The following is a 13,778-nucleotide window of genomic DNA, read 5'->3' as shown; positions in this document are numbered from 1 at the left end:
GGTGACTGTACGTCAACCATGCTGTGCTCCAAGGGGTTCACGTTCCGTGATCCCTCTCACTGGACAGCACGGTACGTGGCGCGAGGCAGTACTCCAGCGGTCCCGCCGGATTCGGATGGTGTGAGCGGTGCAGGTGCTTCAGGTTCAACTGGAGGTCGGGGCCGACCCCGCAGAGGTGGGGCGGGCCCGCAGGTGGGCGCGTTCGCGTCTCGCCGGTTCGGGCATAGAGGCCGATGAGTCCTTGGCGGAGACGCTGATTCTGATCGTCTCCGAGCTGGTCACCAACGCCGTGGTGCACACGGGGCATCCGGCCGTGCTGCGCATGGCGCTGCCCAGCGGTGTCCCGGCGGCGTGCCTCGGCACGGTCCGCGTGGAGGTCGCCGACACCTGCGAGCGGCCGCCGACGCCCCGGCACGCGGACGGCGAGGAGACGAACGGGCGGGGGCTCGAACTCGTCGACGGGCTCGCGGATCGCTGGGGCTGGCGCCCCGAGGGGACGGGCAAGGCGATCTGGTGCGAGATCGACCAGTGCGCGGTCGCGACGACCGGCGCGTTCCAGGGTGTGGCGTTCGAAGCGGTGTGAGCGCGCACGAAGCGGCGCGGGCCCCGTGGGGGGTGCCCGCGCCGCTTTCCGTGTCCGGCGGGACCGTCAGAACACCGCCACGGGAGCCACCGGCGTCCCCGTTCCACCCTTGAAGGGTTCCGGCATCGCCGACAGCAGGAACGAATAACGTCGAACTTCTCCACAGGCTGTGGACAAGGATTCGAGATTCCAGTTCTGGCCCTGGAGCATCCCCATCTCGACCAGGTCGAGCGCGTGCACGGGCAGCCACAGGTTCTCGATCTCCGGCGGGAAGATCTCGAAGGTCAGCGTGTCGTTGGCGACGGCCGCCACGTCCCGCGCGTGGAACCACTCGGGCGTACGCACCGAGAGGCCCGGCGACGGATAGCCGTAGCCGTGCTTGTCCCCGGCCAGGTACACCTGGATCTGCCCGGTCCGTACGAGCACGATGTCGCCGGCCCTGACCGTCACTCGTCCGAACTCGGCCGCCTCGTCCAGGTCTTCCGGTGTGACCGCGTGGTCCCCGGGCAGCCGGTCGAGGCCCTTCGCCGCCGCCACGTCGAGCAGCACGCCGCGCGAGACGATGTACGGCGCCTTGTCGATGCCGCTGAACTCGGCGCCGTGGTGCGCCGTGATGGTGTCGGCGGGACGGCCGTTGTAGAGCTTGCCCGAGTGCGAGACGTGCGTGAGGGCGTCCCAGTGGGTGGCCGCCTGAAGGCCCATCGTCACCGCGTCGTCGCTGGTGGCGACGGTCTCCGGGCCGAAGATCTCCTGGTTGATCTGCACCATCGTGTGGAACGGGTTGATCCGGCCGGGGATCAGACCCGACTGCACGCCGTCCTCCTTGAGAGGCAGCGCGAGGGGGACGCGGCGGCCCGTGCGGACCTCGGTGGCGGCCTCGCGCACACAGTCGTCGGTGACGAGATTCAGGGTGCCGATCTCGTCGGCCTCCCCCCAACGCCCCCAGTTGTTCACGCGTTTGGCGATGTCGTGGAACTCGGCGGGCAGGGGCATCGGGTCCTCCCGAGGGTTGTGTTCCAGGTCTTGTGTTCCCGTATCTGACGGGTCGTAGAATCCGATCGGAGTGAAAATCTAACGGGTCGTCAGAAACCGCGGGAAGGGTCGGGCATGGGGAACTTCTTGGCAGGCAAGGTCGTCGCCGTCACGGGAGCGGGGCGAGGCATCGGCAGGGCGGTGGCGCTCGCGTGCGCCGCCGAGGGCGCGAAGGTAGTCGTCAACGACTACGGGGTGTCCATAGAAGGCGGCGAGCCCACGTCGGAGGTCGCGCAGGGCGTCGTCAAGGAGATCGAGGCTGCGGGCGGCACCGCGGTCGCCGTGGCCGACGACGTGTCGACCATGGCCGGTGGCCAGCGCATCGTGGACACGGCCGTGAACGAGTACGGGCGGATCGACGGAGTGGTGTGCGTCGCCGGGATCCTGCGCGAGCGGATGCTGTTCAACATGGCCGAGGAGGAGTGGGACCCGGTGGTCCAGACGCACCTCAAGGGCACCTTCACCGTCTTCCGCGCCGCGTCCGCCGTCATGCGCAAGCAGAAGACCGGCACGCTCATCGGCTTCACCAGCGGAAACCACCAGGGCTCCGTGGCGCAGGCCAACTACAGCTCCGCCAAGGGCGGCATCATCTCGCTCGTACGCAGCGCGGCCCTCGGGCTCAACAAATACGGGGTGACCGCGAACGCCGTCGCGCCCGTGGCCCGTACCCGGATGTCGGCGAACGTGCCGATGACGCTGAAGGAGATCGGGGAGCCGGAGGACGTCGCGGCCTTCGTCGTCTACCTGCTCAGCGAGCGGGCCCGCGAGGAGAAGATCACCGGGCAGGTCTACACGGTGGCCGGGCCGAAGATCGCCGTGTGGGCGCAGCCGCGCGAGCTGCGCGCCGGGTACGCGGAGGGCGGGTCCTGGACGCCGGAGAAGATCGCGGACTTCCTGCCGGGGACCGTCGGCACCGACCCCATGCCGCTCCTTGAACAGCTCCAGGAGATGGCCCGGGCGGCGGCCGCCAAGGAACGACCCAACCAGTAACGGGGGTGGCGGGGCGTGGAGTTCGGGTTCGACAAGGCGTCCAACGAGGACACAGCCTTCAGAGGCGAGGTCCGGGAGTGGCTCGAGAAACATCTGGACGAACGGTTCACGGCCGCCGTGGGGCGCGGCGGCCCGGGCAGTGAGCACGAGGGCGGCGCCGAACGGCGCGCCTGGGAACAGGAGTTGGGCACGGGCGGCTGGATCGGCATCGGCTGGGGCCGGGAGGGCTTCGGCAACCGCGTCGCCACGCTGACCCAGCAGGTCGTCTGGGCGGAGGAGTACGCGCGCGTACGGGCGCCGGGCCGCTACGGCCACATCGGCGAGAACCTCCTGGCCCCCACCCTGCTCGCGTACGGCACCGAGGAGCAGCAGCGCCGCTTCCTGCCCGGCATCGCCCGCGGCGAGGAACTGTGGTGCCAGGGCTACAGCGAACCAGGAGCGGGCTCCGACCTGGCGTCACTGCGCACATCCGCGAGCCGGGGGAGCGACGGTCGCTGGCGGGTGACCGGTCAGAAGGTGTGGACGTCGCTCGCGCACGAGGCCGACTGGTGCTTCGTGCTGGCCCGCACCGACCCGGACGCGCGCCGCCACAAGGGCATCTCCTTCCTCCTGGTCCCCATGGACCAGCCGGAGCACATCGACGTACGGCCGATCCGGCAGCTCACCGGGACGAGCGAGTTCAACGAGGTGTTCTTCGACGGCGCCGTCGCCGAGGAGGTCGTCGGCGGCGAGGGCGACGGGTGGAAGGTCGCCATGGGCCTGCTCGCCTTCGAGCGCGGCGTGTCGACGCTGGCCCAGCAGATCGGTTTCGCCGAGGAACTGCGGGCGGTCGTGGTGGCCGCCGTCGAGTCCGGGGCGGACCGTGACCCGCTCGTCCACGCCCAGCTCGTACGCCTGTGGGCCGAGCTGCGGACCATGCGGTGGAACGCGCTGCGCACCCTCGGCGGCGCACCCGACGCCGGCGCGCCGAGCGTCGCCAAGCTGCTGTGGGGAGGCTGGCACCAGCGGCTCGGGGAGCTGGCCCTGCGGGTGCGGGGCGCGGCGGCCTCCGTCGGCCCCACGGACTGGACACCCGAAGCACCCTACGAACTCGACGAACAGCAGCGGCTGTTCCTCTTCACCCGCGCCGACACGATCTACGGCGGCTCGGACGAGATCCAGCGCACCATCATCGCCGAGCGCGTGCTCGGCCTGCCCAGGGAGGCCACGTGAGGGGTGTTGTGTTCGACGGCCAACAGGCCGTCGTCGTAGACGACTTGGAGATACGGGACCCGGGCCCGGGCGAGGTGCTCGTCGGTGTCGCGGCGGCGGGACTGTGCCACAGCGACCTGTCGGTGATCGACGGCACGATCCCGTTCCCGCGCCCGGTGGTCCTCGGGCACGAGGGCGCGGGCGTGGTGGAGGCGGTGGGAGCGGGCGTGACCCATGTGGCGCCCGGTGACCATGTGGCGCTGTCCACGCTCGCCAACTGCGGGGCCTGCGCGGAGTGCGACCGGGGCCGGCCGACGATGTGCCGCAAGGCGATCGGCATGCCGCAGAAACCGTTCGCGCGAGGCGGGAAGGATCTCTTTCAATTCGCCTCGAACTCGGCGTTCGCCGAGCGGACCGTGGTGAAGGCCGTGCAGGCGGTGAAGATCCCGAAGGAGATCCCGCTGACGTCGGCGGCGCTGATCGGCTGCGGGGTGCTGACGGGTGTCGGAGCCGTGCTGAACCGGGCGAAGGTCGACCGCGGCGACTCGGTCGTCGTCATCGGCACGGGCGGGGTGGGGCTCAACGTCCTTCAGGGGGCCCGTGTCGCGGGCGCGCTGCGGATCGTCGCGGTCGACACGAATCCCGACAAGGAGGAGGTGGCGCGGCAGTTCGGCGCGACCGACTTCCTCACCGACGTGGGGGCGGTGCGGGAACTGCTGCCGGACGGCGCCGACCACGTCTTCGAGTGCGTGGGCCGGGTCGAACTGATCCGGGCGGCGGTCGACCTCCTCGACCGGCACGGCCAGGCCGTGATCCTCGGCATGCCGGCGGCGAAGGCGGAGGCGAGCTTCGTGCCCGCCGAACTGTTCCTCGACAAGTCCATCCTCGGCTGCCGCTACGGCTCCTCCCGCCCGCAGCGCGACATCAAGCTGTACGCGGACCTGTACGCGGAGGGCCGGCTGCTGCTCGACGAGCTGGTGACACGGACGTACCCGGTGGAGGACTTCGGGAAGGCCGTCGAGGACGCGGAGGCGGGGAGGGTGGCGCGCGGGGTGCTGACCTTCTGAGTCCAGGAGGGGGTGTCGGTCGCCCGTGGCAGTGCCGCACCCCTTCCAATCTGACGCCCCGTCAACTTCAATGGATTCCATGAGGGGAAACGCAGCATGATGGGACACGCAGGGATGGCGGCCACCGTCGTCCGCTACCTCAGGTCGGTCGGCGCTCCCACTGCGGAGTCACCGGTGGAGGCGCTGCCGCGCCCGCATCTCCGGGCCGTCGGGGACGACGAGCGCGCACCAGTCGATCCGGCCGAATTCCGGCGCGTCATGGGCGAGTTCGCCAGCGGCGTGACGGTGGTGACGGCGGCCGAACCGGACGCGGGCCCCGCCGGGTTCGCCTGCCAGTCCTTCGCGTCCCTGTCCCTCGACCCGCCGCTGGTCGCGTTCATGGTGGCGCGGACCTCGACGACGTGGCCGCGGATCGCCCGGGCGGGGTCGTTCTGCGTGAACGTACTGGGGGCGGACCAGGGCGAGTTGTGCCGGGGGTTCGCGGTCAGCGGGGCGGACAAGTTCGCCGGTGTCGCCTACGACGAGGCGCCGGTGTCCGGCGCGCCGCGGCTGGACGGCGCGGCAGCGTGGATCGACTGCGCCATCCACGCGGTGCACACGGGCGGGGACCACCTGATCGTGGTGGGCCGGGTGGCGGCGCTGGGCTCGCAGGGCGGCGGCGCGGAACCCCTGGTCTTCCACCGGGGGGCCTTCGCGGCGCTACGCGACTGACGCGACCGGCGGGACGGGAGCGGTGTCGGCCCGGCCCCGGCGGATGATCAGTGACATCAGCGCCGCCGCCGCGCACAGCGCGCCCGAGGCGTACCAGACCACGTCGTACGAGCCGAAGACGTCCCGCGCCACACCACCCAGGAAGGCCACGACCGCGGCCCCCACCTGGTGCGAGGCGAGCACCCAGCCGAACACGATCGCGCTGTCCTCGCCGTAGTGCTCGCGGCACAACGCGATCGTCGGCGGCACCGTGGCGACCCAGTCCAGACCGTAGAAGACGATGAAGAACAGCATCGGCGGCCGAACGTCCGGCGCGAGCAGCATCGGCAGGAACAACAGCGAGATGCCGCGCAGCGCGTAGTACACGGCGAGCAGCCGGCGCGCCTCGATCCGGTCGGTGAACCAGCCCGACGCGACCGTCCCGACGACGTCGAAGACACCGATGACCGCGAGCAGTGAGGCGGCCGTGGTGATGGGCATGTGGTGGTCGTGGGCGGCGGGCACGAAGTGCGTCTTGACCAGGCCGTTCGTCGAGGCGCCGCAGATCGCGAAGGTACCGGCGAGCAGCCAGAAGGGCCCGGTGCGGGCGGCCTTCACGAGGACGGTCACGGCCCGCTTCCCGGCGCCTCGTACGGGCGCGGGCTTCGGCACGAACTCCTCGGCGCCATAAGGCTTTACGCCCGCGTCCGCCGGATGATCCCGCAGCAGCAGCCACACCAGCGGGACCACGGCGAGCGCCGACAGCGCCACGGTCACTGCGGCGGGCCGCCAGCCGTGCCGGTCGACGATCCAGGACAGCAGCGGCAGGAAGACCAGCTGCCCGGAGGCCCCGGCCGCGGTCAGCACGCCGGTGACGAGCCCGCGCCGCGCGACGAACCAGCGGTTGGTGACGGTGGCCGCGAAGGCGAGCGCCATCGACCCGCTCCCGAGCCCGACCAACACGCCCCAGTACATGACGAGTTGCCACGCGGCCGTCATCCACACGGTGAGCAGCGACCCGACGGAGATGACGGTCAGCGCGACCGCCACCACCTTCCGTATCCCGTACCGGTCCATGAGCGCGGCGGCGAACGGGGCCGTGACCCCGTACAGCGCGAGGTTCACGGACACGGCGAAGCCGATCGTGCCGCGCGACCAGCCGAACCCCGTGCCGGGATCGTGCAGCGGCTCGATGAGCAGCCCGGGCAGGGAGGCGAAGGCGGCGGCGCCGACGATGGTCACGAAGGTCACGGCGGCAACGGCCCAGGCACGGTGGGGCCGGCGGCGTCTCGGTCGGGCGCCGTCCTGAGCCTTGGGTGGTGTCTGCGTCTCGGTCACCCGAAAAGCTTCGGCGATCCCCGCACCCGGAACGAGTGGCCCGAATGCCAGCATTCGCTAGGATCGGGCCATGGGACCCATGCGAGGCACCGGACGTATCCGAGGTACGGGACCTACCCGAGGCACCGGACGCACCCGACGGCATACCCCGCACCGCATCGCGGTGCTCGCGCTCGACGGCCTCATCCCCTTCGAGTTCGGCATTCCCCAGCGCATCTTCGGCCGCGCCCGTGACGCCACGGGAGCGCGCCTGTATGAAGTGGTGACCTGCGCGGTCCGCGAGCCGGGGAGGGTGCGGACCGACGCCGACTACGCGATCCACGTGGAGCACGGCCCGGACGCCCTCGCCACCGCGGACACGGTCATCGTCCCGGCCTCGTACGAGATGGGGCCCGTCTACGAAGAGGGCCGTCTCACGCCGGAGTTGGAGGCGGCGCTCGCGTGGATCCGCCCCGGGACCCGGATGGTCTCGATCTGCACCGGCAGCTATGTCCTTGCCGCGGCGGGCCTGCTCGACGGCCGGCCCGCCACCACGCACTGGGCGGACGCCGACCACTTTCAGAGCCTCTTCCCGCACATCAAGGTCGACCCCAACGTGCTGTTCATCGACGACGGTGACGTGCTCTCGTCGGCGGGCGTCGCCGCGGGCATCGACCTGTGCCTGCACCTCGTACGGCGCGACCACGGCGCCGCCGTCGCCAACGACGTGGCCCGCCGCACCGTCGTACCGCCGCACCGGGACGGCGGCCAGGCCCAGTACATCGAACGCCCGCTCCCCGAGCCCCAGTTGGCATCCACCGCGCGCGCCCGCGCGTGGGCGCTCGAGCACTTGGGCGACCCCATCCAGCTCCGCGATCTGGCCGATCGCGAATCCCTGTCCGTACGCACCTTCACCCGCCGCTTCCGGGAGGAGGTGGGGGTGAGCCCCGGCCAGTGGCTCACCGGCCAGCGGGTGGAACGGGCCCGCCACCTCCTGGAGACCTCCGGCCTCTCCATCGACGAGGTGGCCCGCCGCTCCGGCTTCGGCACGGCCCAGTCCCTGCGCCAGCACTTCCACGCGTCGGTGGGGGTGACACCGACGGCCTACCGGCGGACGTTCCGGGCGGGGGTGCCGGGGTGAGCGGTGGGGGCACCGCGCCAAGGGGCGGGCCCGCACGAACCGTGGCGGGAAATGACAGCCGAGTCGTCATTTCCCGCCACAGTCACACGCTCAACCGCCTCAGCGGCCCCTGAACTCCGGCCGGCGCCGCTCCACGAAGCTCGCGACACCCTCGTTCGCGTCGTGCGTGCCCATGTTGAGTTCCTGGGCCGTGGCCTCCGCCGCGAGGGCCGTGGAGCGGTCCGAGTCGAGGGAGGCGTTGACCAGCGCCTTGGTCATGGCGAGCGCACGCGTGGGGCCCGCCGCGAGGCGTTCCGCCCACTCCCGCGCCACCTTCGCCAACTCGCCGTCCGATACGACCCGGTTGACCAGCCCGAGCCGCTCCGCGTCGGCGGCGGGCAGCGCGTCGCCGAAGAACATCAGCTCCTTGGCGCGCTGCGGGCCGATCAGGCGGGGCAGGAGGTAGGCGCCGCCCCCGTCCGGGACGAGCCCCCGGCGGACGAACACCTCGATGAAGCGCGCCGACTCGGCCGCCAGGACCAGGTCGCAGGCGAGTGCGAGGTGCGCGCCGATGCCTGCCGCCGTGCCGTTCACCGCCGCGATCACCGGCTTCTCGCAGTCCTGGACCGCGGTGATCAGGCGCTGCGCGCCGAGGCGGATCATGCGGGCGACGTCGCCCGTGACCCGCTCCCCGGCGTCCGGGCCCCCGCCCCGCAGATCGGCCCCGGCGCAGAAGCCCTTGCCCGTCGCGGTGATCACGACGGCCCGTACGTCCGGGTCCGCGGAGGCCTCGGCGAGCAGCGCGATGACGCGTTCCCGCTGGTCCCAGGTGACGGCGTTCATCGCCTCGGGGCGGTTGAGGGTGATCCACGAGACGCCGTTGTCAGTGGCGTGCAGTACCAATGAGTCCAGGGACTTTTCGGGTTGGGCGGGTTCCGCGGGGGAGGGCTGGGTCATGGGGGAGCTCCGTTACGTGGGTGAGGGGTCAGCGGCACACGGCGAGGGCGTCGAGGGCGACGGCGCCCTGGCCGCGCGGGAGCACCATCAGCGGGTTGATGTCCAGTTCGGCGAGTTCGTCGCCGAGTTCGAGCGCCATCCGCTGCACGCGCAGGATCACCTCGACCAGTGCGTCGATGTCGACGGGCGGCGCGCCCCTGACCCCGTCGAGCAGGGCCCGCCCGCGGAGCTGGTCGAGCACGGCCCGCGCCTGGCTCTCGCCGAAGGGGGGCACGGCGACGGCGGTGTCCCGCAGTACTTCTACGAGTACGCCGCCGAGGCCGACGGTCACGGTGGGGCCGAACAGGTCGTCGCGGGTGACGCCGACGACCATCTCGACGCCCCGCTCGACCATCTGGCAGACGAGGACGCCGTCGAGCTCGATGCCTTCGTAGCGGGCGATGTCGGTGAGTTCGCGGTACGCGTCCCGTACCTGGCTCGCGGACGTCAATCCGACCTTGACCAGGCCGAGTTCGGACTTGTGGGCGAGCTGGGGCGCCGATGCCTTCATGACGACCGGGTAGCCGACGAGGGAGGCGGCCCGCACCGCCGCCGCGGCGCTCGTCACCAGCTGCTCGCGCGGCACCCGGATCCCGTACGCCCGCAGCAGTTGCTTGGCCGCGTGCTCGCTCAGCTGGTGGCCCGGGCGCATCAGGGCCTGCGCCTTGCGGAAGGACGGCGAGGGCGTGCGCGGCGCCTCGTCGAAGGGGGAGACGTACGAGGCGGTGAAGCGGTGGTGGTCGAGGTAGGCGCGGACCGCGCCGATGCAGTTGGCGAAGGTGCGGAAGGTGGCGACGCGGGAGGAGCCGAGGAGTGTCGTGCGGTAGGCGTCCTCCGTGCCGACGGGCGAGCCCCACACCACGCACACCAGCTTGTCCGTCTGCTCGGCCGCGTCCACCAGGTCCTGCGCCAGCTTGTCGCTCATGGGCGGGAAGGGGCCGGTGATCGGGCAGATGAGGACGCCTACGGACGGGTCGGCCAGGATCGCGTCGAGGATCTTGCGGCCGCGCCAGTCGCCGACCGGGTGGCCCCCGTTGTCGACCGGGTTCGCGACGCTCAGGTACTCCGGTATCCACTGGTGCAGTTCGTCCTGCTTCTCCTGCGGGAGCGTGGGCAGTTGGAGGCCGGCTTCCGTCGCCAGGTCGGAGAAGTGGGCGCCGGTGCCGCCGGAGATCGAGTAGACGACGACGCCGTCGGCCTGCGGCTTCTTGGCGCGGGCGAGGAGGGCGGAGGTGTCCTGGAGCTCGTCGAGCCCGTCGACGCGGATGACGCCGAACTGCCGCATCGCGGCGTCCACGACGGTGTCGGCGCCGGTCAGCTTCCCGGTGTGGGAGGCAGCGGTGCGGGCGCCGGTCTCGGTCCGCCCGACCTTCACGGCGACGACCGGCACCCCTTCGCGCGCGGCCCGGTCGGCGGCGAGGAGAAAGGAGCGGCCGTCCTTGAGGCCCTCCACGTAGCAGGCGATGGCGCCGACCTCGGGGCGCTGCGAGAAGTACGAGATGAAGTCGGCAGTCTCCAGGTCGGCCTCGTTGCCGGTCGGGGCCCAGTGGGAGAGCCGGATGCCGAGCTCCTGGAGGGAGAAGACGGGGCGGCCCTGGTGGCCGGACTGGGTGATGAGCGCGATGGCCGGGCCTTCGAGGTCGTCGCGGAAGCGCTCGAAGGCGTTGAGGTTGGTGTTCGGGCCGAGGAGTCGGATGCCGGAGCGCTCCACGGCCGCGGAGAGCCGCTCCTGCGCCGCGGCGCCCTCGCCACCGGTCTCGGCGAAGCCGGAGGCGAAGGCGACCGCGAACTTCACCTTCGACTCGGCGAGCTGCTCGATGACGGGCAGCGGATCGGCGACGAGCAGCACGGCGAGGTCGACCTGCTCGGGCAGCTCCGCGACGGAGGGGGAGCAGGGGAGGCCGAAGACGGTCTCGCGGGTGGGGTGCACCGGATACAGGCGCGCGCCGACCCGCTCCGCCCAGCCCATCAGCTGTCGGGTGATGCCGGTGTTGGGCCGCCCCTCGGCATCGGACGCGCCGACGACGGCGACGGACTCGGGCCGGAAGAACCGGTCCAGGTCCGGTACGTCGGAGTGCAGCGGGAGGCCGCTGACGTCCAGCTCTTCGGTACCGGCCCGCCCGTGCACGGCGGGTCCGGGCTGCTCACCGCAGGCGATCACGCGGGCCCGGCGGGAGTCGGTGGTCAGGGTGCCATACGTCGATCCAAGCATCGGTCCGCCCGCTCCTGTGTGTCAGCGACATCTCTTGCGTGTGCAGTGCCTCGAAGTCCCCCGAGGGGTCATTGGAACTCAATAACTGACGCATAGTCAGATTACTGAACTGACGCTGTGTCAGGAACAGGGCTGCAGCAAAGAGATGGGGCGAATGTTCCGCGCGGCGGGCTCAGGAGGGGAGTTGGGCGGCCACTGCCTTGCCGATGCGGCCGGCGTCCAGGGCCAGTTCGCGGAGCATGCCGGAGATCGGGTTCGTGTAGCCGGTGAAGTGGAGGCCGGGAGGTGAGGGGGTGTGCCGCGAGGGGATGCGTGGTCTTCCGGTGGCGGGGTCCAGGACGTCCAGGTGGCCCACCAGGTCCTGGAGGCCCTGCTGGTAGCCGGTGGCCGCGATCACCGTGTCCGGGGTGACACGGGTGCCGTCGGAGAGGACCACCGCGTCCGCGTCGAAGGAGGTGACGGCGGCGACGGGCTCGACCTTCCCGGACCGTACGGCGTCGATGAAGCCGACGTCCTGCACCGGGATGGCCCCCTGGCGCGCCCGCGAGTAGAGGCCGGTGTCGGGACGGTGCAGGCCCTGCGCCGACAGGTCGGGGACGCTCAGCTTGCCGAGCGGCACGGCGAGCCGGTCGACCAGGCCGACCGGGAGGCGCCGGCAGAGGATGCCGGTGCGCTGGGCGGCCCAGCCGAGCGTGGAGCGGCGCACGATGTGCGGCGCGGTGCGCACGGCGATGCGGACGCGCGCGGCGCCGCCCTCGATCAGGTCGACGGCGATCTCGGCACCGGTGTTGCCCGCGCCGACGACGAGGACGTCCTGGCCGGTGAAGGGGGCCGGGTTGCGGTACTCGCCCGCGTGCAGCAGCTTCCCGGTGTACGTGGCGGCGCCGGGCCAGTCGGGCAGGTGCGGGGTGTGGTTGTAGCCGGTGGCGACGACCACGGCGGCCGAGGTCAGCTCGCGGCCGCCGGTGGCCCGCAGCAGCCAGCCCGAATCGTCGGCGGTCCGCTCGATGCGGGTGACCTCGACGCCGGTGACGACCTCCAGGTCGTGGTGTTCGACGTACTTCTCCAGATAGCGCACGACGTCGTCGCGGGCGACCCAGCGGCCGAAGCGGCGCGGCATCGGGAGCCCCGGGAGGCCCGAGAGGCGGCGCGTGGTGTGCAGGTGGAGGCGGTCGTAATGGCCGCGCCAGGAGGTGCCGACGCGGTCGGACTTCTCGAGGACGACGGCCCGGACGCCGTGCGCCTCGAGCCCGACGGCCGCGGCGAGTCCGCCGGGGCCGCCCCCGATGACGTACACGGGCGGGCGTTCATGGCTGCGTGCCGGTGCGTGTGGGGAGTCGGCCATGTACGGAGCGTATTGCGGCGCCGGTTTGAGCGGGACCGGTCAAGACGGAAACCGGTTGCGAATTGATCACGGGCCGCGATCGGGGCCGCGCGGCCGTTGCCCCGTGCGGGGCCCTTGCGGAGGCGGTGCCGGATGCGTTGAACTGGCCTACCCGAGTAACTGACGTACCGTCAGAAAATGGAGGAGGGGCCGGACTTCATGGACGCGATAGGGCTCAGCGGCGCCGAATGGCTCGCCGTGCTGCGCATCGGGCTCGGCCTGTGGTGGCTGGAGAGCTGGCGGCACAAGGACAAGAAGGGCTGGTTCGAGCGCGGGACGGGGATCGCCTGGGCCGCCGATGTGGCCGGCAAGCACAAGTGGAACGCGGTGCGCAGCGGCTTCGAGGTCGTCGTGAAACCGCGGCCGAAGACGATGGCGTACGTCGTGGTGTATGCCGAACTCGCCCTGGGGGTCGGCCTGATCCTCGGGTTCCTGACGCCGATCGCGCTGGTCGGCGGACTGCTGCTCAACCTCCTGTACTTCACGCTCATGATCCACGACTGGGCCGAGCAGGGGCAGAACGCGATGATGGGCCTGATCTCGCTCGTCGCGCTGTTCGCCATGTCCTGGCAGGCCTGGTCCCTCGACCACGCGATCGGACTGTTCTCGTGAGTGCTGACACCGCCGGTGCCGCCGGCGCCGACGTACGTTTCGATGTTCCCGAGCCCGATGCCTTCACGCGGCCCTACTGGGACGCGGCCGCCGGGGGGCGGCTGCTGCTCAGGCACTGCGTGAGCTGTGGGCGTGACCATCACTATCCGCGCGAGTTCTGCCCGTTCTGCTGGAGCGAGGACGGGCGTTGGGCGGACGCGAGCGGCCGGGCCACGCTCTACACGTGGTCCGTCGTGCACCGCAACGATCTGCCGCCCTTCGGGGGCCGCACCCCGTACACCGCCGCGGTCGTCGACCTCGCGGAGGGGCCGCGGATGATGACGGAGATCGTGGGGTGCGCGGAGGCCGACCTGCGGGTGGGGATGGAGCTGACGGTCGACTTCCGGGAGGGCGGGGACGGCTTCGCGGTGCCGGTGTTCAGGCCGGCGGTGTAGCGGGGCGGGCGGTGCCGTAGCTGGGCGGGCCCCTGTGGTGGCGCGCGCCGTAGCCGGGCGGGTCTGTCGTGGTGTGCACCGTGACCGGGCGGCCGTGCAGGGCGGGGACGGCTTCGCGGTGCCGGTGTTCCGGCGCGCGCCGTGACCGCA

13 protein-coding genes are annotated in these 13,778 nt (G+C 71.6%); 8 read left to right on the top strand and 5 right to left on the bottom strand.

What is annotated here, in order from left to right; genetic code table 11:
- The first annotated feature begins 127 nt into the window (after positions 1-127).
- Positions 128-583, top strand: coding sequence for an ATP-binding protein (locus ACOKM3_RS19700; RefSeq protein WP_426902173.1), 456 nt, complete (start codon positions 128-130; stop codon positions 581-583).
- Positions 584-649: 66 nt separating this feature from the next.
- Here the strand turns inward: ACOKM3_RS19700 and ACOKM3_RS19695 are convergent, their stop codons facing one another.
- A complete protein-coding gene (locus ACOKM3_RS19695; protein WP_426902171.1) occupies positions 650-1,576 on the bottom strand; it encodes a cyclase family protein in 927 nt (308 codons plus the stop codon).
- A 114-nt stretch (positions 1,577-1,690) separates the two neighbouring features.
- On the opposite strand from ACOKM3_RS19695, the gene ACOKM3_RS19690 reads away from it, so the two are divergent.
- The 4 genes from ACOKM3_RS19690 to ACOKM3_RS19675 all read left to right on the top strand — a co-directional run bounded on the left by ACOKM3_RS19690 (position 1,691) and on the right by ACOKM3_RS19675 (position 5,574).
- Complete coding sequence (locus ACOKM3_RS19690) at positions 1,691-2,605, top strand: SDR family oxidoreductase (RefSeq protein WP_426902169.1); 915 nt, start codon at positions 1,691-1,693, stop codon at positions 2,603-2,605.
- A gap of 15 nt (positions 2,606-2,620) precedes the next feature.
- Positions 2,621-3,817 (top strand): acyl-CoA dehydrogenase family protein, encoded by a 1,197-nt coding sequence (locus ACOKM3_RS19685; protein ID WP_426902167.1) that lies wholly within the window; start codon positions 2,621-2,623, stop codon positions 3,815-3,817.
- Positions 3,814-4,863 (top strand): Zn-dependent alcohol dehydrogenase, encoded by a 1,050-nt coding sequence (locus ACOKM3_RS19680; protein WP_426902165.1) that lies wholly within the window; start codon positions 3,814-3,816, stop codon positions 4,861-4,863. Before ACOKM3_RS19685 ends, ACOKM3_RS19680 begins: the two co-directional genes overlap by 4 nt.
- A gap of 96 nt (positions 4,864-4,959) precedes the next feature.
- A complete protein-coding gene (locus ACOKM3_RS19675) occupies positions 4,960-5,574 on the top strand; it encodes a flavin reductase family protein (protein WP_426902163.1) in 615 nt (204 codons plus the stop codon).
- On the opposite strand, the gene ACOKM3_RS19670 is transcribed toward ACOKM3_RS19675, so the two are convergent.
- The gene (locus ACOKM3_RS19670) at positions 5,563-6,942 is read right to left on the bottom strand and encodes an MFS transporter (protein WP_426906840.1); all 1,380 of its coding nucleotides are present in this window, start codon (positions 6,940-6,942) and stop codon (positions 5,563-5,565) included. The genes ACOKM3_RS19675 and ACOKM3_RS19670 overlap by 12 nt on opposite strands.
- A gap of 28 nt (positions 6,943-6,970) precedes the next feature.
- Here ACOKM3_RS19670 and ACOKM3_RS19665 point away from each other — a divergent pair, with 28 nt between their 5' ends.
- A complete protein-coding gene (locus tag ACOKM3_RS19665; protein ID WP_426906839.1) occupies positions 6,971-8,011 on the top strand; it encodes a GlxA family transcriptional regulator in 1,041 nt (346 codons plus the stop codon).
- Between the two features lie 99 nt (positions 8,012-8,110).
- On the opposite strand, the gene ACOKM3_RS19660 is transcribed toward ACOKM3_RS19665, so the two are convergent.
- From ACOKM3_RS19660 to ACOKM3_RS19650, 3 genes are all read right to left on the bottom strand, one after another.
- Complete coding sequence (locus ACOKM3_RS19660; RefSeq protein WP_426902161.1) at positions 8,111-8,947, bottom strand: enoyl-CoA hydratase/isomerase family protein; 837 nt, start codon at positions 8,945-8,947, stop codon at positions 8,111-8,113.
- Positions 8,948-8,975: 28 nt separating this feature from the next.
- Positions 8,976-11,198 carry an acetate--CoA ligase family protein gene (locus tag ACOKM3_RS19655; RefSeq protein ID WP_426902159.1) on the bottom strand — a complete coding sequence of 741 codons (2,223 nt, stop codon included), beginning with the start codon at positions 11,196-11,198 and terminating at the stop codon, positions 8,976-8,978.
- A gap of 172 nt (positions 11,199-11,370) precedes the next feature.
- Positions 11,371-12,543: a flavin-containing monooxygenase gene (locus tag ACOKM3_RS19650; RefSeq protein ID WP_426902157.1), complete on the bottom strand. Its 1,173-nt coding sequence runs from the start codon at positions 12,541-12,543 to the stop codon at positions 11,371-11,373.
- Between the two features lie 198 nt (positions 12,544-12,741).
- Here ACOKM3_RS19650 and ACOKM3_RS19645 point away from each other — a divergent pair, with 198 nt between their 5' ends.
- Together ACOKM3_RS19645 and ACOKM3_RS19640 are read left to right on the top strand one after the other, a co-directional pair.
- A complete protein-coding gene (locus ACOKM3_RS19645; RefSeq protein ID WP_266718772.1) occupies positions 12,742-13,194 on the top strand; it encodes a DoxX family membrane protein in 453 nt (150 codons plus the stop codon).
- On the top strand, positions 13,191-13,628 hold the full coding sequence (locus tag ACOKM3_RS19640; protein ID WP_426902155.1) for a Zn-ribbon domain-containing OB-fold protein: 438 nt from the start codon (positions 13,191-13,193) through the stop codon (positions 13,626-13,628). The genes ACOKM3_RS19645 and ACOKM3_RS19640 overlap by 4 nt, the downstream gene beginning before the upstream one ends.
- The last annotated feature ends 150 nt before the right edge of the window (positions 13,629-13,778 follow it).

The sequence above is a fragment of the Streptomyces nidicola genome, assembly GCF_050106155.1.
GTDB lineage: Bacteria > Actinomycetota > Actinomycetes > Streptomycetales > Streptomycetaceae > Streptomyces.
The sequence above is the reverse complement of the archived record's forward strand: the minus strand, read 5'-3'. Positions and strand labels throughout refer to the sequence as shown.